Raw genomic sequence first — 24,061 nt, 5'->3', positions numbered from 1 at the left:
GGATCGGTCGGCCCGATTTCACCTCGGGTCGGTCCAATCGTTAGAATGGATCGTCAGGTCCCGGTCGTGCTGAGCGGGACGACAGTGCCGCCGCCGAACGAGTGCGGTGGCCTACGGACCGTCAGCAAAGACCGTGAGGAGAGCCCCGTGGGTTCAGTGATCAAGAAGCGCCGCAAGCGCATGTCGAAGAAGAAGCACCGCAAGCTGCTTCGCCGGACACGCGTGCAGCGCCGCAAGCTCGGTAAGTGAGTGGCCGCGGGAACGCTCACACAGTGCGTTTCCGCCACAGGTCGTTTCGGTGCCGAGTGCTCGAATCGAGCTTCCAGCAGTGCCCGCCCGGGGTTCCCGGGCGGGCGCTGCCGCATCTCGTGTGCTCCCGACATGCCCTACCCTTGACCCATGGCTGAGCAGTCTGTGAGTCCGCCCCGGTCGGTCCTGGTCACCGGGGCGTCGACCTTTCTCGGCGGCTACGTCGTCTCGCGCCTTGCCGCGAACCCCGACGTCGAACGCATCGTCGCCGTCGACTCCCGGATCCCCAGCAAGAGCCTGATGCGCCGGATGGGCCGGGCCGAATTCCTCCGTCTCGACATCCGGCGGCCGGCGATCGCCAAGGCGCTCGCCAGCTACCAGGTCGACACCGTCGTGCACGCGGCGCCGTCGATCATGGATGCCGCCGCGCATTCCCCGGCCATCAAAGAACTCAACGTCGTCGGTTCCATGCAGGTCTGTGCCGCCTGCCAGCGGACACCGAGCGTGAAACGACTGATCCTGCGCTCCACCGCGATGATCTACGGGGCCAGTGCGGCCGACCCCGCCTACTTCACCGAGAGCACTCCGGCGCGCCGAGAGCCGCGCCGCGGCTACGGGCGCGACATGCTCGACGTCGAGGGCTACGCCCGCGGGCTGGCTCGTCGCCGACAGGACATCGAGGTGACGATCCTGCGCCCGCAGGCGATCCTCGGCCCGCGGATCGCGACGCGGATGAGTTCGTATCTCTCACTGCCGCTGGTTCCGGTGGTGATCGGCCGGCAGGCGCGGCTGCAGTTCCTGCATGAAGAGGACGCGCTCGGCGCTCTGGAACGGGCGACTCTGCGCCCGGTCGCCGGCACCTTCAACCTCGCGGGCGACGGGGTGGTGACCCTGGCTCAGGCTGTTCACCGCGCCGGTCATGTGCCGCTGCCGGTTCCCGCGCCGCTGATCGCTCCGCTGACCGGAGTTCTCCGCGAAGGGCGGGTGCCGACCATCCGCTCCGAGCAGGAGAGCTATCTCGCGTTCGGGCGCGTGCTCGACACCACGCGGATGCGTAACGAACTGAGGTTCGAGCCGCGCTACACGACGCTGGAGACGCTCGACGATTTCATCGAACGGGGCGGCACCGAACCGCTGATCGGCGCGGGCACCTGGCGAGCGCTGGAACGTCGTGCGGTGTCGGCCGCCACTGCGATCCAGTGAGCGTGCACGTACGATGAACATCTGTGCCGCACCCCTGACCCGCGTCCGCGGAGGCCTGGGGATGACGTTCGATTCCGATCACTTCGAGGGGGACTGACTTGGCTCCGGCGGACAAGCCCGCAGACTCGCGTACCGCGAAGGTGATCTCGCTGTACACCGCCGACCCGCGGGCGCACAAGCGCAGCGGTCTGCCGAGTCGCCCTCAGGCGGCCGGCCACCCGAACACCGACGGCTTCGGCACCGACGGGGCGGACATCGTGCCGATCAACAACGAGATTCTGCTGCCCGACGAACCGGTCGCCCCGCGCGACCCGGTGCGGCATTCGCCGCTGTTCAGCCTCGGCGGATTGCGGTCGGCCGTCGCCGATTCGCTGATCGCCACGTCCGGCTTCATCCGGGAACGGATGACCGGTGAGTACTCCGTCGACGACTTCGGGTTCGACCCGCACTTCGCCGAGACGGTCTTCTTCCCCGCGATCCGGCAGGTCTACCAGAAGTGGTTCCGCGTCGAGGTCAGCGGCATCGAGAATCTCCCAGCGGTCGGCGGCGCACTCCTGGTCGGCAACCACGCCGGGTCGCTGCCGGTGGACGGCCTGATCTCGTCGGTGGCGGTCCGGGACAATCACCCGAACCAGCGCTACCTGCGGCTGCTGGCCGCCGACATGGTCTTCGACACGCCTGTCCTGGGTGACCTCGCCCGTCGGACCGGGGCCACCCTGGCGTGCAACGAGGACGCCGAATCCCTCCTGCGGAAGGGCGAACTGGCGGCGGTGTGGCCGGAAGGCTACAAGGGGCTCGGTAAGCCCTACAAAGATCGGTACAAGCTGCAGCGCTTCGGGCGCGGCGGGTTCGTCACCACGGCCATTCGCACGCAGGCGCCGATCATCCCGATGTCGATCGTCGGCTCGGAGGAGATCTACCCGATGATCGCCGACCTCAAGCCGCTGGCGAAGGCGCTCGGACTCCCGTACTTCCCGGTGACCCCGCTGTTCCCGTGGCTCGGTCCGCTGGGTCTGGTCCCGCTCCCGTCCAAGTGGCACATCCACTTCGGGCGCCCGATCGACACGTCGTCGTACGAGGTCTCCTCGGCCGACGACCCGATGGTCGTGTTCGACCTGACCGATCACGTCCGCGAGGAGATCCAGCAGACCCTGTTCCGCATGCTCTCCCGCCGCGGCAGCGTCTACCTCGGCTGACCTGGGCCGGTTCGGTCCACGGTGAGGTCGACTCGTGGTTTCTGAGTTCCGTCGAATGCGCTCGCTCACTCATCGTGGGGGCAGAGCTTTCGCCGGTTGAGCCCGGCGAACGAAGTGAGTCGGTGTCGAAACCACCCACGCGCTGCCGGTCGAATCCGAGGTCAGGAGTCGTCGGCGGCCTTCTTCTCGGCGAGCTCGCGGAGCACGCGGCCGGCCACGAAGGCACCGCCGGTCGCGGCGCCGAGGACCATCGCGGTGCCGACTCCGTACTTGGCGGCCTTGCGCGCGGTGCGGAAGTCGTACGACTCCCAGCCGCGCACTCGAGCGACGTCGCGCAGATCGGAGTCCGGGTTGATCGCCACCGCGGTGCCCACCAGCGAGAGCATCGGCACGTCGTTGTACGAGTCCGAGTAAGCGGTGCACCGCTTGAGGTTCAGGCCCTCGCGGACGGCGAGCGACCGGATCGCGTGCGCCTTGCCGGGGCCGTGCAGGATGTCGCCCACCAGGCGTCCGGTGAAGACCCCGTCCTCGCTCTCGGCGACCGTCCCCAGCGCGCCGGTCAGACCGAGACGCTTGGCGATGGTCTGCGCCAGCTCCACCGGGGTCGCGGTGACCAGCCACACCTGCTGGCCGGCGGCCAGGTGCCGCTGCGCCAGCGCCTCGGTGCCCGGCCAGATCTTGTCGGCGATGTACTCGTCGTAGATCTCCTCGCCGAGTGCGACCAACTCGGCCGTCGAGCGTCCGGCGATGAAGCTGAGCGCCTTGTCGCGTCCTTCGGCGACGTCGTCCATGTCCTCGCGGCCGGTCAGCCGGAACTTCGCCTGCTGCCAGGCGAACTTCATGATGTCGTTGTAAGAGAAGTACTTCCGCGCGGCGAGACCACGGGCGAAGAGCACGATCGAAGCGCCGTGCACCAGCGTGTTGTCGACGTCGAAGAAGGCGGCCGCCGTCAGATCGGTCACCTGGCCGGGTTCGGTGCTCTCGTCGTCGGGGATCCGGGCGCCCAGGGATTCGATCGCCGCGCTCGCCGAGGCCTCGCCGGCCAGCACCTGGCGGAGTTCCGCGGCGGACTGCCGGAATCGGCCCGCCCGGTCGGACAACCACGCCGCCACCCGGCGGCTCTCCTCCGCTTCGCGCAGGGCCGCCTCGGCCTCGGCGCTCAACTCGTCGGCGGCGGCCTCGTCGGCGTCGGCATCCTCGGCGAGGGCCTCCTCGCCGTGCTGTTCGGCGACGAGTTCCTCGCTCTCGTGGACGTGAGCTGCCAGCTCCGCGTCGTTCTCGACGACGACGCCGGGCTCCGGGTCGTGCGGCGTCTCCGTGTCGGCGGCGAACTCCTCGTCGGGTTCGGGAGCGTTGCGGCTCACGAGCCACCTCCTTGGGGGTCGGGTGATCCGTGCTGGTTGTCTCGCCGCCAAGCCTATCGCGGCTCGCAGACACCGAGCCTTCGCCGCGCGAGCAGGGTCGTCGGCGCGCGGCGAGCAGGCGTGCTGCCACGGGGCGATATCCTGGTCTCATGGCGGAGACCGTCACCGAGGTGACTTTGCTGACACGCGCCGGGTGCCATCTCTGCGAGGTGGCGCTGACGCAGTTGCGGACCATTGCGGTCGACTACCGGATCGAGCCCGTCGTCGTCGACGTCGATCAAGCCGCCGAACAGGGTGATCCGGAGCTGCGGGCGGAATACGGGGACCGATTGCCCGTGCTGCTGCTCGACGGCGAGGAGCACGGTTACTGGGAAATCGATGAGGTAAGGCTGCGCTCAGACCTTGACAGACTTCTCCGGGTGGTTGGCGACGGGCCGCAGCGGTGAACTAACCTGTGTAGTACATGTGCTCGCATCGGGGACGTGACCGCGACGTGAACGGGACGCCGCGTTAACTGAGGAAACGGTGACAGCGTGAGTCTTTTGTTGTTCGGGGTCTCCCATCGGAGTGCGCCGGTGCCGGTGCTCGAACGACTCGCCGTTTCCGAGTTCGACCGACCGAAGCTGGTCGAGACGATCATGCAGAGCCAGGCGGTCAGCGAGGCCATGCTGGTCTCCACGTGCAACCGTATCGAGATCTACGCGGTGGTCGAGGCCTTCCACCCCGCGCTCGAAGCGGTAGGCCGGGTCCTCGGCGACCACTCGGGCCTGAACATCAGCGAGATGACCGGGCACGCCTATGTGCACTATTCCGAGGCCGCGGTGGAGCATCTGTTCAACGTCGCCGCCGGACTCGACTCGATGGTGGTCGGCGAACAGCAGATCCTCGGCCAGATCCGGTCCGCCTACACCGTCGCCGACGAGTGCAAGTCGGCCGGCAGCACCCTGCACGAGCTGGCGCAGCAGGCGTTGCGCGTCGGCAAACGCGTGCACACCGAGACCGGCATCGACCGCGCCGGGGCTTCGGTGGTCTCGGTGGCCGTGCACCGGGCCCGGAGCATTCGCGGTGAAGGACAGGCCCCGATGCGCCGGGCGGTGGTGATCGGCGCGGGCGCGATGGGCTCGCTGGCCACCACGCAGCTCGCCCGCGAGGGCATCACCGAGATGATCGTGGTCAACCGCACCGCCGACCGCGCCCAGGAACTGGCGGTCGGGGTCACCGAACGGCACGGGATCGCCGCGCGGGGAGTGAGTCTGGACCAGATCACCGAGGTGATGGCCGACGCCGACATCGTCGTGACCGCCACCGGCTCGGTGTCCCCGGTGTTGCAGGTGGGCGACGTGCACGAGGCGCTGCTGCGGCGAAGGTCGATGGTTCCGCTGATGGTCTGCGATCTCGGGCTGCCCCGCAACGTCGACCCGGCCGCCGCGCGGCTGCCCGGCGTCCACGTGATCGACATCGAGAGTCTCCGCGGCGACAGCGAGACGCGTGCGGCCGCCGCCGACGCCGCGGCGGCCCGCGGCATCGTCGCCTCGGAACTGGCCGGCTACCTGGCCGCGCAGCGGCAGGCGGAGGTGACCCCGACTGTCGCCGCGCTGCGCCAGCGCGCCGCCGACGTCGTCGAAGCCGAGATCCTGCGGCTGCAGAGCCGGCTTCCGGACCTCGACGGCGATCAGCGCGACGAGGTGGCCAAGACCGTCCGCAGGGTCGCAGACAAGTTGCTGCACGCCCCCACGGTGCGGGTGAAGCAGCTCGCGTCGACCGGCGACGGTGATCACTACGCCGCCGCTCTGCGAGAACTCTTCGAACTGAAGCCCGGTACCGCCGAGCAGGTCGCTCGGCCGGATGCGGGCCTGGAAGACATCCGCTAGCTCGGCACTAGTGTCCCGTGTCGGAAGTTTCTCGATGGTTGCCGGGAGTCCGATGGGCGGCCGGCAAGGCGGACGAGGGAGGGATACCGGCAGGTATCCTGACCGAGGACAACGCCGCCAGACGCTCATCGGGCCCCGGCATACCGCGAAAGAACTTTCGACACGGGACACTAGGCTGGAACCACGCCACCGGTCTCGCGACCGGCGCGCGCGGGTCTCGCGTCCCGCCCGGCGGTGCTCACCACGAGCCTCGCCGATCCCCGCTGAAGCGTCCGGAAGGATTGTCCGTGTCAGACAATGCAGGCTCTGCCAGCTCCGCTCCCATCCGCATCGGCACCCGAGGGTCGTTGCTGGCCTCGACGCAGGCGCAGGGCATCGCCGACCGGCTGATCGCGCTGGGCCACCCTGCCGAACTCGTGATCATCAAGACGCCCGGCGACCTCGATCAGCGTTCGCCGGTCGCGCAGATCGGCGTCGGGGTGTTCACCACCGCGATCCGCGTCGCGTTGCGCGACGGCGAATGCGACGTCGCGATCCACTCGTACAAGGATCTGCCGACCGCGCCCGAACCGGATCTGACGATCACCGTTCCCGAGCGCGTCGATCCGCGGGATGCGCTGGTCAGCCGGGACGGACTGGTTCTCGGTGAGCTCCCGGCCGGGTCGCGGGTGGGCACCTCGTCGCCGCGGCGGGCCGCGCAGCTTAGAGCACTGGGTCTCGGTTTGGAAATCCGCCCCCTACGAGGCAACCTTGATTCTCGGTTGGGCAAAGTCGCGAACGGTGAACTGGACGCGGTGGTAGTCGCCCGAGCCGGCTTGGTCCGCATCGGTCGCACCGATGCGGTCACCGAGGCACTGGACCCCGTGGTCATGCTGCCTGCGCCGGCCCAGGGGGCACTGGCCGTCGAGTGCCGTGCCGACGATGCCGAACTGGTGAGAATCCTCGCCGAGTTGGACGATCCGTCCACCCGTGCGGCGGTCGACGCCGAGCGTGCAGTGCTCGCGGCCCTGGAGGCCGGGTGCACCGCACCGGTCGGTGCGATCGCCGAGGTGGTCGAATCGATCGACTCCGGCGGGCGCATCTTCGACGAGCTGTCGCTTCGCGCGGCGGTGGCGGCCGAAGACGGATCCGAGGTGATCCGTGCTTCGGTGGTGGGCCCGGTGGAGCGTGCCGCACAACTCGGCAAGGATCTCGCCGCCGAACTGCTGGAGCTCGGTGCTGCCGCACTCGTCAGCCCGGAGTCGTAGCCGCGACCCCGTACTGACGGCTCCCGCAGAGAACGAACTGCAAGCCCCGCCTGCGGGGCAGGAGAGTGCGAACGCATGAGCCGTACCAAGAATGCTAATCCGGGCCGGATTCTGTTCGTGGGGTCGGGTCCCGGAAACCCGGATCTGCTGACCGTGCGCGCCAAGGAAGTCCTGGTCGACGCGACGGTGGCCTTCGTCGATCCCGACGTCCCGCCGGCGGTCGTGGAGCTGATCGGGTCCGCTCACGTGCCGCCGCAGGCGGAGAAGACGCGCAGCAGCCGCAAGGCCGCCGAGGCCGAGACCGCCGACGAGGAGACGCCCGAGGCGCCCCAGGTGGTGCACCCGGCCCTCGGCGACCCGGCACAGGTCGCCAAGACCATCGTGGCCCAGGCCAAGAACGGCGTCGACGTGGTGCGCGTGGTGACCGGCGATCCGATGACCACCGACGCGGTGCTCGCCGAGATCACCGCTGTGGCTCGTACCTCCGTCGGCTTCGAGATCCTGCCCGGGCTGCCGCACTCGTCCGTGGTGCCCGGCTTCGCCGGTGTGCCGCTGGGGTCGGGTCACACGGTCGCCGACGTGCGCGGCGAGGTGGACTGGGCGGCGCTGGCCGCCGCTCCGGGCCCGCTGGTGCTGCACGCCACCGACGGTCACCTCGGCGAGGTCGCCGGGGCCCTCACCGAACACGGCCTGGCGCCCCAGACGCCGGTCGCCGTGACGGTCAACGGCACCACCTGTCAGCAGCGGACCGTCGAGGCGACGCTGGCGACGCTGACCGAGGCTGCGGCCGGACTCGCGGGCGCGCTGATCCTGACCGTCGGCAAGCTGGTCGAGAAGCGCGCCAAGTTCTCCTGGTGGGAGTCGCGCGCGCTGTACGGCTGGACCGTGCTGGTGCCGCGCACCAAGGATCAAGCCGCCGACATGAGCGAGCGTCTGGTGGGCCACGGCGCCATCCCGCGCGAGGTGCCGACCATCGCCGTCGAACCGCCGCGCAGCCCGGCCCAGATGGAGCGCGCGGTCAAGGGGCTGGTCGACGGCCGCTACCAGTGGATCGTGTTCACCTCCACCAACGCCGTGCGCGCCGTCTGGGAGAAGTTCGCCGAGTTCGGCCTGGACGCACGCGCGTTCTCCGGAGTGAAGATCGCCTGCGTCGGCGAGGCCACCGCGGCCAAGGTCCGGTCGTTCGGCGTGGAGCCGGAGCTGGTGCCGTCGGGCGAGCAGTCGTCCCTCGGCTTGCTCGAGGACTTTCCGCCGTACGACGAGATCTTCGACCCGGTGGATCGCATCCTGCTGCCCCGCGCCGACATCGCCACCGAGACCCTGTCCGAGGGCCTGCGCGAGCGCGGCTGGGAGATCGACGACGTCACCGCCTACCGCACCGTGCGCGCGGCCCCGCCGCCCGCCGAGACCCGCGAGATGATCAAGACCGGCGGCTTCGACGCCGTCTGCTTCACCTCCAGCTCGACGGTCCGGAACCTGGTCGGCATCGCCGGCAAGCCGCATGCGCGCACCATCGTCGCATGCATCGGTCCGAAGACCGCCGAGACCGCGATTGAGTTCGGTCTCCGGGTGGACGTGCGTCCCGAGGTGGCCTCCATTCCGGCGCTGGTCGACGCGCTCGCTGCCCATGCCGCGCAACTGCGGGCCGAGGGGGCCCTGCCCCCGCCGCGCAAGAAGTCCCGGCGGTCGCGCTCGTAGGGTGGTGGGCATGGATCACCCTTCGGACCGGCCGCGCCGGCTGCGGACCACACCTGCCATGCGCAGGCTGGTGGCACAACATCGCGTTCATCCCGCGCAGCTGGTGCTGCCGATGTTCGTCGCCGACGGCATCGACGCGCCGCGGCCGATCTCGTCGATGCCCGGCGTCGTCAACCACACCGTCGACAGCCTGCGTGCCGCCGCCGACGAGGCGGTGGCCGCGGGGGTCGGCGGTCTGATGCTGTTCGGCGTGCCGCGTCCGGAGGATAAGGACGCGACCGGATCGTGCGGGGCGCGCCCCGACGGAATCCTCAATCGCGCGCTCACCGCGCTGCGCGAGGATCTCGGCGATTCGACCGTGCTGATGGCCGACACCTGCCTGGACGAATTCACCGATCACGGGCACTGCGGCGTGCTCGACAGCGCAGGTCGCGTCGACAACGACGCCACCGTCGAGCACTACCGCGCGCTCGCGGTGTCCCAGGCGCGCGCCGGCGCGCACGTCGTGGCTCCCAGCGGGATGATGGACGGCCAGGTCGCCGCGATCCGCGAAGCCCTCGATGCCGAGGGCTTCGCCGAGGTCTCGATCCTGGCCTACACCGCCAAGTACGCGTCCGCGTTCTACGGCCCCTTCCGCGAAGCGGTCGGGTCGTCGCTTCAGGGGGACCGTCGTACTTATCAGCAGGATCCGGCCAACCGCGGAGAGGCCGTGCGCGAGCTGCTCGCCGACCTCGACGAGGGTGCCGACATGGTGATGGTGAAACCGGCCATGAGCTACCTGGACATCGTTCGCGACGTCGCCGAGGTGTCCGACCGCCCGGTGGCCGCGTACCAAATCAGCGGCGAGTATTCGATGATCTGCGCGGCCGCCGAGCGGGGCTGGATCGATCGCGAGGCCGCGCTGGACGAGGCCGTGCTCTCGATCGTCCGGGCGGGCGCCTCGATCGTCTTCACCTACGCCGCCGTCGAAATGGCCGGTCGCCTGCGGGCTACTACGCTGTAACCATGACCGTCCCATCGCTGCCACCCAGGGCGCCCGTGCCGCAGTCGCCCGGGCCCGCGGGCGATGCGCCGGCCCGGCCCGACAGCATTCTGATCCTGATTCAGCTCACCGTGGTCGCGGCGATCTGCCAGGTGATCACTCTCCCGCCCGCGTACTCGATGATGCGCGAGGAGATGGTCACCCGGGCCGAACAGATGAAGGACTCGGCCGGTATCGAGAATGTCGAACAGTACGCGACGGTGATGACCGTCGTCGCCATCGCGGTCGCCTCGATCCTCATCCTCGCGCTGGCCGCCGCTGCGGTGCTGCTGGTGGTGCGCGGATTCTGGTGGGCGCGTTTCCTGCTCGGCTGGCTCGCCGCCGTCGTCACGATCAACATGATCTTCGCGTTCTTCGGGCACGTGTTCGGCGAGGCCGCCGCCACCGATCCGCTGCCGGTCTGGACCATGATTCCGCGGGTCCTCGGCGGGGTGGCGGCCGTCGGAGTGCTGCTCGCCGTCATGCACCCGGACACCAAGAAGTACGTCGACGCGATGGCCGCTCGCCGCAAGCGCCGTCGCGACCGGAGCGGACAGGGGAACCCACGACGATGATCGAGCACTCTCCCGGCTACGTGCCCGACCCGGCGACCCGCCCCACCCAAGTACGCTGGGCGTTCGGGCTGTGGCTGCTCTCCGGACTGCTGCTGGTGGTCCTCGGGGTGATCAGCCTGGTCGCCGAGGCGTTCCAGTCGCGCTGGAACCTCGGCGTGCTGGCCGTGGAGGTGCTGATCGGGGCCGTCGGCCTGGTGTACATTCTGCTGGCCCGCAAGGCGACCTGCGTTCCGCAGTGGCGGGGTTCGCTGGCTGCGCTCACCTTCGTCGTGGTCGTGATGGTGCTGGTGCTGACCATCGGCTTCCAGTCGCCGGGGCTCGCGGTGGTCCTGGCCGTCACGACGATCGGCTTCGCCGGCACGGTGCTCGCGTACCGCCCCAAGGCCGATGCGTGGTTCAACGGATCCGAGGCCGGCGAGCAGGAGTCCGACGCGCGCGAGGACGGGCGGCGCGATCCCCGCGACGACGATCCGGCAGATCCGCGATGAGTGCTGCCGAGCCGACGGACCGCGGCCCGGACGAGTCCGGAGCGGGCACCGAGGAGGGCGCTTCGCACGAGCGCCTCGGGGAGTCGTCCGACGACGCCGGCATCGTCGAAGCCGAGGCCGAGGAAGCGGCGGCGCGGGACGACGACGCGGTGACCACCGAACTCGCAGAGGACGGTGAGGACGGTTCGGCAGGGGACAGCACCACCGAGGATGATCCGGGGGAGACTCTCTTCTACGAGCCGGGGGGCAGCTGGGCGCTGGTCGTGATCGGCGGCGGCCTGATCGCCGCCGTGGCGATCATGGAGATCCTCGGCCCGGGACGCGTGCACTGGCCGGTGCTGAGCATCTTCTTCGTGATCTTCGTCGGATTCGGCTGGCTTCAGAAGGCCGCGGCGCAGCGGCACGTGTCCGTGCACCTGACCGAGACGACGCTCCGCCAGGGCGCACAGACGGTGAAGCTCGCCGACATCGCCGAGGTGTACCCGGAGAACCGCGGCCGCGAACACGCCAAGTGGGAGAGCGCGCTGGCCCTCGGCGAACTGCCTGCGGTGCCTCGTCGCCGCAAGGGCGTCGGTGTGCGCATGAAGGACGGCAAGCTGGCCCAGGCCTGGGCGCGCGACGTCGACCGATTCCGGTCCGAACTCACCGAGGCGCATCTCGCGGTGAAGATGGGCCTGACGCCCCGGAAGCACTCCGGCGACGGCGCGGACTCGTAGGGCGATCGTGGCTCGCCGCCCGGGTGGATCGTCGGCCGTCTTCGTGCTGATGGCGGTAGTCGCCGTCGTCATGGCGTCGATCGCCGTGGTCGTGGCGCTGGGGGCGTCGCCGGGGGAACGGTCGTCGCCGGGGGAGGGGGCTTCGTCGGGGGAGCGGTCGTCGCCGGGGGAGGGGGCTTCGTCGGGGGAGCGGTCGTCGCCGGTTGAGCACCGTCGAAACCCCCACGTCCACCTCGGCGACAGCTATGCCTCCGGCACCGGGGTGACGCCGCTGATCGCCGATTCGCCGTTCTTCTGCCAGCGCTCGCAGCAGAACTTCGGGCAGCTGGTCGCGGCTCGGAAGGGCTGGGCGCTCACGGACGTGTCCTGCTCCGGCGCGACCACCGGAGACCTGCATTCTTCCCAGTACGACGGCGTCGGACCGCAGCTGGACGCGTTGGGACCCGGGACCGAGGTCGTGACGCTGAGCCTCGGCGGCAACGATTCGGACCTCTATACGACGCTGATCGGGACCTGCGCGAGCATGGGTCGTGACCGGCCGGACACGCCGTCGCCCTGCCGCGCCGAGATGGGGCACCGGGTCGCCGAGATCCTCGCCGGGACGCAGACTGACCTGACCGAGGGGTTGCGCGCGATCGCTGAGCGCGCGCCGGAAGCTCGGGTCTTCGTCGTCGGCTATCCGTGGATCCTCCCTGCTCAGCAAGGCTGTTACGACGAGATTCCGATCGCCGCGGGCGACGTTCCGTTTGTGCATGGGACCCAGGCCCGCCTCAACGACGTGCTGCGGCGGTCGGCGGAAGCTGCTGGTGCGCACTACGTGGACGTGTCGGCGGAGTCCCGGGGTCACGACGCCTGCGCGGGCCCGGCGCAGCGGTGGGTGGAGCCGATGACGGTGTCGGGTCCGGCGTCCCTGCACCCGAACCTCGCGGGCCAACGCGCGCTCGCCGACGCCGTCCTTGCCGCCCTACGGAGTCGTTGACGGTCCAGATACCGCGGAACCGATTCGGGTGACCGCGCGGAGTGTCGAGCGCCGCGGTGGACAGGTCAGGACTGTCGGCTGGCGCGGAGGCAGTCATAGCCGGGGCCACCACGGAACTACTGATCATCATCGATGTCAGACCCCCGTCGTAGAGTGATGTCAGACACACAAGGAGAGTCGAAACGCCCGGTTCTACCAGCGGGAACAGCACTTCGAGGGAGGTGAACATCGTGACCGTCAACGGCATCTCCTACAACGACGACACCGCTGGTTTCGACCCCGACACGCTGATCGCCGGCCTGTCGCCCGCAGAACTGCTGGCGGTGCAGACCGCCGCAGAGAAGCGGTTGAGCGCCGAGGCGACCGCACTGTTGGCCGCCGAGTCCGACGACGGTCTGTTGGGTCTGCTCGACGCCCGTGAACAGGCCCACCGCCGGGCGGAGGTGTTCGACGCTGCGCTGTATGTCGAAATCTCGACAAGCTCGATCCACCGAATCTCCGACCGTGGCGTGTACCGGCGTGCCGGGCACATCTCGGCCCACCAGCTCTACGCCCACGGTGCTCGTCTCGGTGTGGGTGAGGCCCGCCGCCGCCGGGTCACCGCCGAAGGCATCGGTGCGATGGGCGCGTTGACCGGTGAACGCCTCGAACCTCGCCTGACGGCGACCGCGGCCGCCGTCGCGGACGGGGACGCCGGCGGCGCCCACGTCGCCGCCGTGGCCGAGATCATGGACAAGCTCCCGTCGGCGGTCACTCACGATCAGCGGGTCAAAGCCGAAGGCATGCTCGCTGATGCGGCGCGGCGTCTGGACCCTGCCGCGGTCACCGTGGTCGGTAACCGGATCCTGGCGTGGCTCGACCCCGACGGGACTCTGGCCGACGACCACGACCGGGCCCGGCGGCGCACGTTCAACCTGCAACCGCAGAACCGGCAGTTGATGAGCAAAGTGCGGGCGCTGCTCACCCCGGTGCTGCGCGCGAAGTTGGAGGTGGTCTTGCATCAGTGGGCCACCGCGGGGATGAACAATACCGATGACCCGGATTCCCCGCGTGGGGCGGCCGATCAACCCGGCCTCGACCCGGCGGTCCTGGCGGCCGCCGCCGAGCGGGATACACGGACGCTCGGGCAGCGTCAGCACGACGCCCTCGAAGCGTTGTGCGACTGGGCCCTCGCGCTGGCCGGGCAACCCGCACCCACCCGGATCCCCTCACAAGTCGTGGTCACCGTGACCGATGAGGATCTGGCGCGTCAGGCCGGGATCGGCTGGACCGCCACCGGCACCCGCATCCCGGTGTCTGATCTGGTGCAGTTCGCCGCCGACACCATCCCGTATCTCGCGGTGTTCTCCAAGGCCACCGGCAAGCTCCGCCACGCATGCTCAGGCCCACGCATGCCCGACTGGACCGACGACGGCCAGACCGACCCTTCGACTCCGCTCAGGACAGGTATCGACCGCTTGGGTGGGGCGTGCGGACGGCACAACCGGATGAACGGCAAGACTGCCGGGCATTGGGAGTCGACGGTCCTCACCTTCGGTCCCGACGCCGGACACGTCGGGTGGCGGCCCGTCGGACGCGGCACCCGGTGGCAGAGCAACATCATGTTCCACCCCGAACGCCTGGCACCCGACCCCGGGCACAGCCACCCGACCACGGCAGCCGGACCAGACCACCCCGGACCACCCGACGACACCCGGCCACTCGGCGACCCCGGACCACCCGAGGATCTCGGGCCGCCCGAGGAGAAGGACCTGGACCGGGACGACGATCGATCGACTCCGACGATCATCGTCCGCTACCGGCCGTCCCCGATCCGGGTGATCGCCCCGGTCGACCCGCCCTCGGGAGCCGAACAGATCCTCGCCCGACTCTTCACCCGGGCGGCCTGACCGCACCACCGCGGCCAGGCCGCCCGTGCCCTCGAAGCCGGATTTCCCGGAGAACCAGGGTCCGGAGGGTCAGGCGAGATCGCCCCCAAGGACTCCGCGCGGCCCGTTGACACGCCGCAGGGGTAGGGCGTCGGCCATTCATGGCGGCCGCGCGCCGTGATCTGCATCCCCCGATACCGCCCGGACCGGGGCATCCGAGGCGCGCGATTGGGACCCTGGCCCAAGATTTGGAACACTGGAACCCATGTCCGCACCCACCTCCGTACCCGACCCGGGCACGACCGTCAGTGCTGAACTCTTCGCACGGGCCACGGCATCCATCCCGGGCGGTGTGAACTCGCCGGTGCGGGCCTTCTCTGCGGTGGGCGGGACGCCGCGCTTCATCGCCGAGGCATCCGGCTGCACGCTCGTCGACGTCGACGGCAACCGTTACGTGGACCTGGTCTGTTCGTGGGGCCCGATGATTCTCGGCCACGCACACCCCGCCGTCGTCGAGGCCGTGCGCGAGGCCGCCGTCGGCGGCCTGAGCTTCGGTGCTCCGACCGAGGCGGAGATCGCGCTCGCCGAGGAGATCGTCACGCGTGTCGCGCCCGTCGAGCGGGTTCGCCTGGTCAACTCCGGCACTGAGGCCACGATGTCCGCCGTGCGCCTGGCCCGCGGCTTCACCGGACGCAGCAAGATCGTCAAGTTCGCCGGCTGCTACCACGGCCACGTCGACGCACTTCTCGCCGACGCCGGTTCGGGCGTTGCCACCCTCGGCCTGCCGACCTCGCCGGGTGTCACCGGCGCCGCTGCGCACGACACGCTGGTGCTGCCGTACAACGACCTGAACGCCGTGGCAGCGGCATTCGAACTGCACGGCGACGACATCGCCGCCGTGATCACCGAGGCCGCCCCCGGCAACATGGGCGCCATCACACCGCAGCCCGGCTTCAATGCCGGACTGCGCGAGCTGACAGCCCGGCACGACACGCTGCTGATCATGGACGAGGTGATGACCGGATTCCGGGTCAGCGCCGCCGGCTATTACGGCCTCGACCCGGTCGAGGCGGACCTCTTCACGTTCGGCAAGGTGATGAGCGGTGGACTCCCGGCCGCGGCATTCGGCGGCCGCGCCGACGTGATGGACCACCTCGCCCCCGTCGGCCCCGTCTATCAGGCGGGCACGCTCTCCGGGAACCCGGTCGCGATGGCCGCCGGTCTGGCCACCCTTCGGCACGCGACGGACGACGTCTACGCCGAGCTCGACGCCAACTCGCAGCGTCTGCAGGACCTACTCGGGGATGCGCTGACCGGGGCGGGCGTACGACACCGCGTGCAGTCCGCGGGCAACCTGTTCAGCGTCTTCTTCCTGCCCGACGACGCCGACCCCGGTGTCCCGATCACCGACTACGCAGCCGTCAAGGCCACGCAGACCTGGCGCTTCGCACCGTTCTTCCACGCCCTGCTCGACAGCGGCGTGTATGCGCCGCCGAGCGCGTTCGAGGCCTGGTTCACCTCCACCGCACTCGACGACGACGCGTTCGCGACGATCGCCGACGCCCTGCCCGCCGCTGCGGCGGCCGCTGCGGCCGCGTCCGGTCCCGAGGCGGCGCGATGACCTTTCGACAAGCTCAAGGAGCGAAATGACGAGCTCGGGGAGCGAAATGATGAGCTCGGGGAGCGAAATGATGAGCTCGGGGAGCGAAATGACGAGCTCGGGGAGCGAAATGACGAGCTCGGGGAGCGAAATGACGAGCTCGGGGAGCGAAATGCGGAGCTCGGGGAGCGAAATGCGGAGCTCGGGGAGCGAAATGACCTTTCGACGAGCTCAACGAGTGAGTGGGGGAGTGAAATGAAGACGATCGTCCACCTGCTGCGCCACGGCGAGGTCTACAACCCGGACGGGATCCTGTACGGCCGTCTCCCAGGCTTTCGGCTTTCCGAGACGGGCCGCGCACAGGCGCAGACTGTCGCCGACGCACTCGCCGACCACGACATCGCCGCCGTGTACGCCTCTCCGTTGCAGCGGGCGCAGGAGACGGCCGTGCCCGTCGCAGCGGCGCACGACCTGGACATCCTGACCAACGACGACCTCATCGAGGCCGACAACCAGTTCGAGGGCCTCGTGGTCTCGATGGGCGACGGTGTGCTGTCCAAGCCCCGGCACTGGGCCAAACTCCGGGACCCGTTCACTCCGTCGTGGGGCGAACCGTACATCCAGATCGCGCATCGCATGCTCGGAGCGGCCAACAAGGCCCGCGACACCGCGCCCGGTCACGAGGTGGTGTGTGTCAGCCACCAGCTGCCCGTCTACACGCTGCGCCGCTTCCTGGAGGGCCGTCGTCTCTGGCACGATCCCCGCGTCCGGCAGTGCTCGCTGGCCTCGTTGACCAGTCTGATCTACGACGGCGACGAGCTGGTCGACATCGTGTACTCGGAGCCGGCCGGGGCCACCGACCCAAGGATCACCGGAGCGTGAATTGAGGTGACCTTCTTCGTCGTCCGTCGACTGGCGGCGGTGCTGCTGTGCGCCGTCGTCGGTGCCGTGTTCCTCGCCGGCTGCAGCGGCGGCGACGATGCCGTGGTGCAGGGCCAGGGCAATGAGATCGTCGCGCCCGGCGGCAAGACCGTCATCGAGTATCCGATCGGCGACCGCAAGCCCATCGGAACGGTGTCGGGTGAGTCGTTGTTCGGCGACGGCACCGTCGACCTCGCCGACTACAAGGGCAAGGTCGTGGTGGTGAACGTGTGGGCGTCGTGGTGCCCGCCGTGCCGCCGGGAAGCCACCGAACTGGAGCAGGTGTTCCAGGCCAAGAAGGCCGAGGGTGTGCAGATGGTCGGCATCAACTTCCGCGACAATCGGAGCGCCGCACAGGATTTCGCCCGGGACCGCGGGCTCACCTTCCCGTCGCTCTACGACTACGGCGGCCGCAACCTGAAGGCGCTGGGAGTGCCCGTCGGCGCGGTGCCCACCACGGTGATCCTGGACCGGCAGCTGCGCCCCGCCGTCGTCTATCTGAAGGCGATCACCGAGTCCGAGCTCACCGAGGCCGTCGACCGTGTACTCGCCGAGGGCGACGCCGCGCGATGACCTCCATGCCGTTGGCGAGCAGCGCCGAGTGGTTTCAGGACACCGCCCTGTCCGGACCGCTGTTGCTCGCGTTCGGCGTGTGCATGTTGGTGGGGCTGATCTCGTTCGCCTCGCCGTGCGTGGTGCCCCTGGTGCCCGGGTACCTCTCGTACCTGGCCGGACTGGTCGGTGCGGAGGCCCCCGCCGTCCGGCCGGGCGAGCCGCAGCGCAACGGCCGGATGCGGGTGTTCGGCGCCGCCTTGTTGTTCGTGCTCGGCTTCACCGTCGTCTACACCTTGATGACCGTGGCTTTCTTCGGGCTCACCGGGGCCCTGTACGACGAAGACCGCATGCTGTTGATCCAGCGGATCGGCGGCGTCGTAGTGATCTTGATGGGCCTGATCTTCCTGGGCACCATCCGCACCGGTGAACTGCGTATCCCGCTGCCGCTCAAGCTCTCCAACTGGCTCGGTGCGCCGGTGCTGGGCGCAGTGTTCGCGGTCGGCTGGATCCCGTGCACCAGCGCGACGCTGAGTGTCGTGCTGATCACCGCGAGCGGTACCGAGGGCTCTGATGCCTTCCGCGGGTCCCTGATGGTGATCGCCTACTGCCTCGGCCTCGGTCTGCCCTTCGTGATTCTCGCCGTCGGATCGGCGTGGGCTGTGGGCGGTCTGGCCTTCCTGCGGCGCAACGCGCGCGTGATCCAGGTGATCGGCGGGGTCTTCATGCTCGCCGTCGGCGTCTTGCTGCTGTTCGGCTGGTGGAACGACATCGTCGATTGGATCCGGATGAAGTTCGTGTTCGACATGGAGCTGCCGATATGACCTCGACCGCCACGCCCGCCTCGCCCGCTGCTCCGCGGCCGGCGCCGCCGCAGCGCAGCGCACTGCGCCGCCGGGTGCTCGACCCGATGCGCAAGGCATGGCACGAGCTGACCTCGATGCGAACGGCGCTGGCGCTGCTCTTCCTGCTCGCGCTGGCGGCGATCCCGGGTGCGCTGCTGCCGCAGCGCGAGCTGAACGAGGGCAAGACCGCGCGCTACATCGCCGACCGCGGCACGCTCGGCCAGTGGATGGATCGGTTCCAGCTGTTCGAGGTGTTCTCGTCGACCTGGTTCACCGCGATCTACGTGCTGCTGTTCGTATCGCTGATCGGCTGCATCACGCCGCGCTGCTGGGAGTTCGTCCAGCAGCTGCGCGCCGAGCCGGTCAAGGCGCCGCGCAATCTGAAGCGTCTGCCCAGGCATCTCTGTGTGACGGTCGACGGGACGCCCGAGGAGATCGCCGAGCGGGTCAGGACGAATCTGCGCGGCTGGCGCACCAAGACACGGGTCGTCGAACCTTCCAAGGCGCATCCCGCCCGCGCCGGGAGCGGAGCGAGCGGGCAGAACGCCGACGGCGCGGTGATCGAGATCTCCGCGGAGAAGGGTTATCTCCGCGAGGTCGGAAACCTGGTCTTCCACCTGGCGCTGGTGGCCCTGCTGGTGACTATCGCGATCGGCAAGCTGTTCGGTTACGAGGGCACCCGCACGCTGGTGGCCGGCGACGACCAGGTGCTGTGCAATACCTCCACGGCCGTCTACGACAGCTTCCGCTCGGGCGCGATGGTCGACGGCACCGACCTCTCGCCGTTCTGCATCACCGTCGACGAGTTCACCGCGACCTTCCTGCCCAACGGACAGCCCGAGATGTACACCTCGCAAGTCTCCTACACCACCGACGTGAGCCGGCCCGAGAGTGAGTGGAGCAAGGGCACCATCCGGGTCAACGATCCGCTGCGGATCGCGGGGGACCGGATCTACGTGCTGGGCAATGGGTTCGCGCCGACCTTCACGGTGACCTTCCCGAACGGTGAGAAGCGGACGCAGACCGCGCCGTTCCTGCCCCAGGACACCGCGACCATGCTGTCCGAAGGTGCGCTGCGGTTCGACACCCCGGCCGGGATGTATCCGGACGAGGACGAGCGACGCAAGCATCAGATCGCGATCGACGGCCTTTTCGCGCCGGATCCCACCTACCACGCGACGCTGCTCCTGTCGCAGTCGGCGATCGTCGACGATCCGGCGGTGGCGATCCGCGTGTACGTCGGCGATGCCGGCCTGGACACCGGTCGCGCGCAGAGCGTCTACACCCTCGACCGGTCGCTGATCGAACAGAACCGTCTGGTCCGGAAGGCCTCGGTGAACCTGGACGTCGGACAGAGCACTACGCTCCCGGACGGCACCGTCGTCTCCTTCGACGGGTACAAGCGCTGGGCGTCGGTCCAGGTCAGCCATGATCCAGCGCAGAATTGGGTGCTGGTCTCGGCAATCGTCATGATGGTCGGACTGCTGGTGTCGATGCTGGTGCGACGACGCAGGATCTGGGTGCGCCTGGTCCCGACGACCAGTTCCTCGAGCTCGGTCGAAGGGTCGGACAGTTCGTTGAGCTCCGTCGAAGGGTCGGGCAGCTCCTTGAGCTCGGTCGAAAGGACCGGTCCGGAGCCCGCTCCGGAGCAGCGACGTACTGTAGTAGAAGTTGCCGGCCTGGCTCGCACCGATCAGGCCGGCTGGGGCGAAGGATTCGACGAGCAGGCCCGCGGTCTGCTGGTCGAGGGTGGACGCGCGAAGCCCGGGAAGTTGTAGGAGTCAAGAGTGGAAACGGAAATGGGTACCTACGTCAATGAGACGCTGGGTCGCTACTCCGACTTGCTGTACGTGACCTCGATCGGGGTCTACTCGCTGGCGGCGGTGTTGCTGTTCACCGCGCTTGCGATGGGCGCGAAGGCCAAAGCCTACGTCGGGGACCTCGCCGACAGCGACAAACAGGCTCGCGAACTGGTCGGTGCCACGGCGGCCCCCACGAGGGCGGTGCCGTCGGCCGGGGATCGGACCCCGGGCAAGATCAGCGGCCCGCCGCCAGCCCCGCGCCGGAATCGGGCCGCGGTGCTCAGCGCATCGGCGTACCCGGTGGTGATCCTGGGTCTGGTCGCGCACGTCGCCTCGATCGTTCTGCGCGGGCTGGCGACCGATCGCGCCCCGTGGGGCAACATGTACGAGTTCATCTCGCTGACCTGCGCGGCGGGTGTCGCCGGAGCACTGGTCGCACTGCGTAAGCCGGCGCAGCGGCCCCTGATGAGCTTCGTGCTGTTCGTGGTAATCATCATGATGTTCGCCGGCGGCAAGTGGCTGTACACCCACGCCGCTCCGGTGGTTCCGGCGCTGAAGTCGTACTGGCTGGTGATCCACGTCTCGGTGATCTCGATCGCTTCGGGTGTCATGGTCGTGTCGGGTGTGCTGAGCATGCTCTTCTTGGTGCGTGAGCGCTGGCCGTCGACCGCCGACATGCTGCCGTCCTCGGAGACCCTCGACCGCGTCGCCTACAAGTGCGTCGTCTTCGCCTTCCCGCTCTTCGGTCTCGGCGTGATCTGCGGCGCCATCTGGGCTGAGGAGGCGTGGGGCCGCTTCTGGGGCTGGGACCCGAAGGAGACTGTCAGCTTCATCTCCTGGATCATCTATGCCGCCTACCTGCACGCTCGCGCAACGGCCGGCTGGCGCACCGCGGCCGCCTGGATCAACGTGGCCGGGTTCGTGACGGTGATCTTCAACCTGTTTGTGATCAACCTGGTCATCTCCGGCCTGCACTCCTACGCTGGCGTGTGAGCGGTTGGACGAGCCTCGGGTCTCGATTCGGACCCCTTCCCTTCGACTGCGCGTCGTCACCGGCTCCGCCCCGCGCTCAGGACGAGCGTCGCCCGCTCGACAACCGACTCGAGACAGCAGCTGATCGCCGCCGCGCGGTACACCCCTTTTCGATGGTCGAGTAGGACGAGCCCGCTAGGGCGAGGACGTATCGATACCCCGCACCCCACCATGAAGGAGAACGAATGAAGAACGTCGGAGTGATCGGCGGCGGCACCATGGGTGCCGGCATCGCCGAAGTGGTCGCCAAGGCCGGTTCGACCGTGCGCGTCCTGGAACGCGCCGAGGCCGTCGACGCCGCCCGGGAGCGCATCGCCAAGAGCCTGGCCCGCGGCGTCAAGGCCGGCAAGCTCAGCCAGGAGGATGCGGACGCCGCGCTGGCCCGCGTCACCGTCACCACCGACATCGACAGCTTCGCCGACAGCGACCTGGTGATCGAGGCGATGCCGGAGATCGAGTCCCTCAAGCTCGAGTACTTCCACAAGCTCGACGGGATCATCCGCGAGGATGCGATCTTGGCGACCAACACGTCGTCGATCCCGGTGATCCGACTGGCCAACGCCACCAAGCATCCTGCGCGCGTACTGGGCATGCACTTCTTCAACCCGGTGCCGGTGATGCCGCTGGTCGAGATCGTCACCACTTTGAAGGTCGACCGCGCCGTGGTCGACAAGGTCGCCGCGTACGCCACCGACACCCTGGGCAAGACGACCATCGAGTCGAAGGATCAGGCCGGCTTCATCGTCAACGCACTGCTCATCCCGTATCTGACCAATGCCATCCGCATGTACGAGTCGGGCTTCGCCTCGGCCGAGGACATCGACGCGGGCATGGTCAACGGCTGCGGTCACCCGATGGGCCCGCTGCGCCTGTGCGACACGGTCGGACTGGACATCTGCCTGGCCGTCGCGGAGTCGCTGTTCGCCGAGTTCGGGCAGCCGCACTACGCGCCGCCGGTGCTGCTGCGCCGCATGGTCGACGCCGGCTATCTGGGCCGCAAGACCGGCCGCGGCTTCTACGACTACTCGAAGTAGGCGCTCGGCAGTAGGACAGCACCGAACACCAACGACGAAGGGCGCCCTCCGCGAGGAGGGCGCCCTTGGTCGTAGGCGTCAGAGTTTGCGCAGAAAATCCGGATCGTCGTCGGGGCCGCGTGGAATCTCCCGGCGGGGGCCGGGAGCCGACCCGCCGTTCGACGGTGTCTGCGAGATGCGCCAGACGACGAAGCCGACCGCCAACAGCACGATGGCGACGTAGAAGTACAGCATGCCTTCCACGGTACCCGTCTTGGACGGGCGGCGGCGTCGGCTGCGACGCGGTGTCAGCGGTTGAGCAGTGCGATGACGTCTGCTTCGCGGAACCGGCGGTGACCGCCGGGAGTCCGGATCGAGGGGAGCACCCCGGTGCTGGCCCAGCGGGCCACGGTCTTCGGGTTCACGTTGAACATCTCGGCGACCTGCCCCGGGGTCAGGTTGTGCTGGCGCGCCATGCTGGGCGTGATGGGTGCGTTCTCGGCGACGGTCATCGATCCTCCGGTCGTGGATGTATCGCGGGACTGATTCCATGCATACACCCCGAACCGGCAGGTGCTCGAATGGTCAGTAAACGGTAAAGGGTCGGTAATGTCCGCCTGGTCCGGTTCGGTTTCGGTGTCGACACACCGACGACGTAGGGTGTCAACCATGACGGATGAGCAGGTGGGATCCCCGGCACAGCAGGTCACTCTCGGGTCGTTGATCGGCTGGATCGCGCTGTACACCCTGGTCCGCATGGGCCTGGTCGCCGCATTCGCGGCGGTGATCATCGGCGTCGCCCTGCTGTTCGGCGTCAAGGTGCCGATCCTGGTCGCACTGGCCTTCGGTGTGCTGATCGCGCTGCCGCTGGGGCTGGTGCTGTTCAAGTCGATCCGGCTGAAGGTGAACGAGCAGATCGCCGTCTACGACGCCCAGCGCGCGGCCCGCCGCGACGACCTGCAGGCCCGGCTGCGCGGCGACGGAAAGTAGCCGCGGGGTGGCGATCGTCGAGGCGACCGACCTGGTCCGCGAGTACCAGATGGGCGAAGAACGCGTCCGGGCCCTCGACGGCGCCAGCTTGCACTTGGACGGCGGCCAGTTCGTCTCGGTGATCGGTCCGTCCGGCGCGGGCAAGTCCACGCTGCTGCACATTCTCGGTGCCCTGGACACGCCGACCTCCGGGCGGATCGTGGTGGACGGAGTCGACCTCGGCGCGCTCGACGACGATGCCGCCTCCGAGTTCCGCCGCCACCGGGTCGGCTTCATCTTCCAGTTCTTCAACCTGGTGCCGACGCTCTCGGCATGGGAGAACGTGGCGTTGCCGAAGCTGCTCGACTCGCGGTCGCTGAAGTCGGCCAAACCCCGCGCCGTGGAGTTGATGGAACGCGTCGGCCTGGGCAATCGGATCGACCACCGGCCCGCAGAGCTGTCCGGAGGGCAGATGCAGCGGGTCGCGATCGCGCGGTCGCTGATCATGGATCCCAAGATCCTGCTCGCCGACGAGCCCACCGGCAACCTCGACTCCAAGACCGGCGCCGACGTGCTGGCGCTGCTGGCCGAGGTCGCGCACGACGAGCCCGATCGCCTGGTTCTGATGGTGACCCACGCCGACGACGCCGCAGACTTCAGCGATCGTGTCATCACGGTGCGCGACGGCAAGGTCAGTGACCCCGGCAGCGCCGGCGCCGCCTCGCCGGCGCGGGATCCGCGGGGTCGGGACCGTCGGACGCGTCCTGATCCCGAACGATCCGGTACCGGGCTTCCTGGACTGCCCGGTCTTCCGGAACGACCCGGACGGCCCGCGCAGCCGGTCCCCGGTGC

At 69.0% G+C, this 24,061-nt stretch carries 24 protein-coding genes and 1 pseudogene; 22 read left to right on the top strand and 3 right to left on the bottom strand.

Annotated features, from left to right (window positions below):
* Window positions 1–147 precede the first annotated feature (147 nt).
* The 3 genes from C6V83_RS17050 to C6V83_RS17040 all read left to right on the top strand — a co-directional run bounded on the left by C6V83_RS17050 (window position 148) and on the right by C6V83_RS17040 (window position 2,648).
* Window positions 148–249 (top strand): 30S ribosomal protein bS22, encoded by a 102-nt coding sequence (locus C6V83_RS17050; RefSeq protein WP_003402602.1) that lies wholly within the window; start codon window positions 148–150, stop codon window positions 247–249.
* 150 nt (window positions 250–399) lie between these two features.
* A complete protein-coding gene (locus C6V83_RS17045) occupies window positions 400–1,452 on the top strand; it encodes an NAD-dependent epimerase/dehydratase family protein (protein ID WP_105943414.1) in 1,053 nt (350 codons plus the stop codon).
* 98 nt (window positions 1,453–1,550) lie between these two features.
* A complete protein-coding gene (locus C6V83_RS17040; protein WP_105943413.1) occupies window positions 1,551–2,648 on the top strand; it encodes a lysophospholipid acyltransferase family protein in 1,098 nt (365 codons plus the stop codon).
* Window positions 2,649–2,809: 161 nt separating this feature from the next.
* Here the strand turns inward: C6V83_RS17040 and C6V83_RS17035 are convergent, their stop codons facing one another.
* Entirely contained in the window at window positions 2,810–4,012 is a 1,203-nt protein-coding gene (locus C6V83_RS17035) for an HAD family hydrolase (protein ID WP_407646192.1), read from the bottom strand.
* A gap of 149 nt (window positions 4,013–4,161) precedes the next feature.
* On the opposite strand from C6V83_RS17035, the gene C6V83_RS17030 reads away from it, so the two are divergent.
* The 17 genes from C6V83_RS17030 to C6V83_RS16945 all read left to right on the top strand — a co-directional run bounded on the left by C6V83_RS17030 (window position 4,162) and on the right by C6V83_RS16945 (window position 22,261).
* Window positions 4,162–4,458: a glutaredoxin family protein gene (locus C6V83_RS17030; RefSeq protein ID WP_105943412.1), complete on the top strand. Its 297-nt coding sequence runs from the start codon at window positions 4,162–4,164 to the stop codon at window positions 4,456–4,458.
* 87 nt (window positions 4,459–4,545) lie between these two features.
* Complete coding sequence (locus C6V83_RS17025) at window positions 4,546–5,883, top strand: glutamyl-tRNA reductase (RefSeq protein ID WP_105943411.1); 1,338 nt, start codon at window positions 4,546–4,548, stop codon at window positions 5,881–5,883.
* 287 nt (window positions 5,884–6,170) lie between these two features.
* Window positions 6,171–7,130: a hydroxymethylbilane synthase gene (gene hemC / locus C6V83_RS17020; RefSeq protein ID WP_105943410.1), complete on the top strand. Its 960-nt coding sequence runs from the start codon at window positions 6,171–6,173 to the stop codon at window positions 7,128–7,130.
* Window positions 7,131–7,205: 75 nt separating this feature from the next.
* Window positions 7,206–8,828: a bifunctional uroporphyrinogen-III C-methyltransferase/uroporphyrinogen-III synthase gene (locus tag C6V83_RS17015; RefSeq protein WP_105943409.1), complete on the top strand. Its 1,623-nt coding sequence runs from the start codon at window positions 7,206–7,208 to the stop codon at window positions 8,826–8,828.
* A gap of 10 nt (window positions 8,829–8,838) precedes the next feature.
* A complete protein-coding gene (gene hemB / locus C6V83_RS17010; protein WP_105944037.1) occupies window positions 8,839–9,831 on the top strand; it encodes a porphobilinogen synthase in 993 nt (330 codons plus the stop codon).
* Between the two features lie 2 nt (window positions 9,832–9,833).
* Window positions 9,834–10,424 carry a hypothetical protein gene (locus tag C6V83_RS17005; protein ID WP_159067556.1) on the top strand — a complete coding sequence of 197 codons (591 nt, stop codon included), beginning with the start codon at window positions 9,834–9,836 and terminating at the stop codon, window positions 10,422–10,424.
* Complete coding sequence (locus tag C6V83_RS17000) at window positions 10,421–10,912, top strand: hypothetical protein (protein ID WP_105943407.1); 492 nt, start codon at window positions 10,421–10,423, stop codon at window positions 10,910–10,912. The genes C6V83_RS17005 and C6V83_RS17000 overlap by 4 nt, the downstream gene beginning before the upstream one ends.
* Complete coding sequence (locus C6V83_RS16995; RefSeq protein WP_105943406.1) at window positions 10,909–11,628, top strand: DUF3093 domain-containing protein; 720 nt, start codon at window positions 10,909–10,911, stop codon at window positions 11,626–11,628. Before C6V83_RS17000 ends, C6V83_RS16995 begins: the two co-directional genes overlap by 4 nt.
* Window positions 11,629–11,635: 7 nt before the next feature.
* A complete protein-coding gene (locus C6V83_RS16990; protein WP_159067555.1) occupies window positions 11,636–12,607 on the top strand; it encodes an SGNH/GDSL hydrolase family protein in 972 nt (323 codons plus the stop codon).
* A gap of 230 nt (window positions 12,608–12,837) precedes the next feature.
* Window positions 12,838–14,496, top strand: a complete 1,659-nt coding sequence (locus C6V83_RS16985) for a DUF222 domain-containing protein (RefSeq protein WP_159067554.1) — start codon at window positions 12,838–12,840, stop codon at window positions 14,494–14,496.
* A 244-nt stretch (window positions 14,497–14,740) separates the two neighbouring features.
* Entirely contained in the window at window positions 14,741–16,096 is a 1,356-nt protein-coding gene (gene hemL, locus C6V83_RS16980; RefSeq protein ID WP_105943403.1) for a glutamate-1-semialdehyde 2,1-aminomutase, read from the top strand.
* 234 nt (window positions 16,097–16,330) lie between these two features.
* Complete coding sequence (locus C6V83_RS16970) at window positions 16,331–16,957, top strand: histidine phosphatase family protein (RefSeq protein WP_105943401.1); 627 nt, start codon at window positions 16,331–16,333, stop codon at window positions 16,955–16,957.
* Window positions 16,958–16,963: 6 nt separating this feature from the next.
* Complete coding sequence (locus tag C6V83_RS16965; protein ID WP_234353782.1) at window positions 16,964–17,569, top strand: TlpA family protein disulfide reductase; 606 nt, start codon at window positions 16,964–16,966, stop codon at window positions 17,567–17,569.
* Window positions 17,566–18,372, top strand: coding sequence for a cytochrome c biogenesis CcdA family protein (locus tag C6V83_RS16960; RefSeq protein WP_105943400.1), 807 nt, complete (start codon window positions 17,566–17,568; stop codon window positions 18,370–18,372). Before C6V83_RS16965 ends, C6V83_RS16960 begins: the two co-directional genes overlap by 4 nt.
* A complete protein-coding gene (gene resB, locus C6V83_RS16955) occupies window positions 18,369–20,171 on the top strand; it encodes a cytochrome c biogenesis protein ResB (protein WP_105943399.1) in 1,803 nt (600 codons plus the stop codon). The genes C6V83_RS16960 and resB overlap by 4 nt, the downstream gene beginning before the upstream one ends.
* 21 nt (window positions 20,172–20,192) lie before the next feature.
* Entirely contained in the window at window positions 20,193–21,188 is a 996-nt protein-coding gene (gene ccsB, locus C6V83_RS16950) for a c-type cytochrome biogenesis protein CcsB (RefSeq protein WP_105943398.1), read from the top strand.
* Window positions 21,189–21,412: 224 nt separating this feature from the next.
* Window positions 21,413–22,261: a 3-hydroxybutyryl-CoA dehydrogenase gene (locus C6V83_RS16945; protein ID WP_105943397.1), complete on the top strand. Its 849-nt coding sequence runs from the start codon at window positions 21,413–21,415 to the stop codon at window positions 22,259–22,261.
* A gap of 78 nt (window positions 22,262–22,339) precedes the next feature.
* Here C6V83_RS16945 and C6V83_RS18575 read toward each other — a convergent pair whose 3' ends face one another.
* The gene (locus tag C6V83_RS18575) at window positions 22,340–22,495 is read right to left on the bottom strand and encodes a hypothetical protein (RefSeq protein WP_199832544.1); all 156 of its coding nucleotides are present in this window, start codon (window positions 22,493–22,495) and stop codon (window positions 22,340–22,342) included.
* A 53-nt stretch (window positions 22,496–22,548) separates the two neighbouring features.
* Entirely contained in the window at window positions 22,549–22,752 is a 204-nt protein-coding gene (locus C6V83_RS16940; protein ID WP_105943396.1) for a BldC family transcriptional regulator, read from the bottom strand.
* Between the two features lie 157 nt (window positions 22,753–22,909).
* Between C6V83_RS16940 and C6V83_RS16935 the strand changes: the two genes are divergently transcribed.
* Complete coding sequence (locus tag C6V83_RS16935; protein WP_105943395.1) at window positions 22,910–23,230, top strand: DUF4229 domain-containing protein; 321 nt, start codon at window positions 22,910–22,912, stop codon at window positions 23,228–23,230.
* Window positions 23,231–23,279: 49 nt separating this feature from the next.
* Window positions 23,280–23,909, top strand: a pseudogene (locus C6V83_RS16930) (ABC transporter ATP-binding protein); the annotation flags it as partial.
* Window positions 23,910–24,061: the final 152 nt, after the last annotated feature.

It is taken from the genome of Gordonia iterans, assembly GCF_002993285.1.
GTDB lineage: Bacteria > Actinomycetota > Actinomycetes > Mycobacteriales > Mycobacteriaceae > Gordonia > Gordonia iterans.
Note: the sequence above shows the minus strand (reverse complement) of the source record. Positions and strands in the feature narration are given on the sequence as shown.

Coding starts and splice junctions, on each gene's coding strand:
- C6V83_RS17045 (WP_105943414.1), top strand. CDS start 400: ATGGCTGAGCAGTCTGTGAGTCCGCCCCGGTCGGTCCTGGTCACCGGG.
- C6V83_RS17030 (WP_105943412.1), top strand. CDS start 4,162: ATGGCGGAGACCGTCACCGAGGTGACTTTGCTGACACGCGCCGGGTGC.
- C6V83_RS17015 (WP_105943409.1), top strand. CDS start 7,206: ATGAGCCGTACCAAGAATGCTAATCCGGGCCGGATTCTGTTCGTGGGG.
- hemB (WP_105944037.1), top strand. CDS start 8,839: ATGGATCACCCTTCGGACCGGCCGCGCCGGCTGCGGACCACACCTGCC.
- C6V83_RS17005 (WP_159067556.1), top strand. CDS start 9,834: ATGACCGTCCCATCGCTGCCACCCAGGGCGCCCGTGCCGCAGTCGCCC.
- C6V83_RS17000 (WP_105943407.1), top strand. CDS start 10,421: ATGATCGAGCACTCTCCCGGCTACGTGCCCGACCCGGCGACCCGCCCC.
- C6V83_RS16995 (WP_105943406.1), top strand. CDS start 10,909: ATGAGTGCTGCCGAGCCGACGGACCGCGGCCCGGACGAGTCCGGAGCG.
- hemL (WP_105943403.1), top strand. CDS start 14,741: ATGTCCGCACCCACCTCCGTACCCGACCCGGGCACGACCGTCAGTGCT.
- C6V83_RS16970 (WP_105943401.1), top strand. CDS start 16,331: ATGAAGACGATCGTCCACCTGCTGCGCCACGGCGAGGTCTACAACCCG.
- C6V83_RS16960 (WP_105943400.1), top strand. CDS start 17,566: ATGACCTCCATGCCGTTGGCGAGCAGCGCCGAGTGGTTTCAGGACACC.
- resB (WP_105943399.1), top strand. CDS start 18,369: ATGACCTCGACCGCCACGCCCGCCTCGCCCGCTGCTCCGCGGCCGGCG.
- ccsB (WP_105943398.1), top strand. CDS start 20,193: ATGGGTACCTACGTCAATGAGACGCTGGGTCGCTACTCCGACTTGCTG.
- C6V83_RS16945 (WP_105943397.1), top strand. CDS start 21,413: ATGAAGAACGTCGGAGTGATCGGCGGCGGCACCATGGGTGCCGGCATC.
- C6V83_RS18575 (WP_199832544.1), bottom strand. CDS start 22,495: ATGCTGTACTTCTACGTCGCCATCGTGCTGTTGGCGGTCGGCTTCGTC.
- C6V83_RS16940 (WP_105943396.1), bottom strand. CDS start 22,752: ATGACCGTCGCCGAGAACGCACCCATCACGCCCAGCATGGCGCGCCAG.
- C6V83_RS16935 (WP_105943395.1), top strand. CDS start 22,910: ATGACGGATGAGCAGGTGGGATCCCCGGCACAGCAGGTCACTCTCGGG.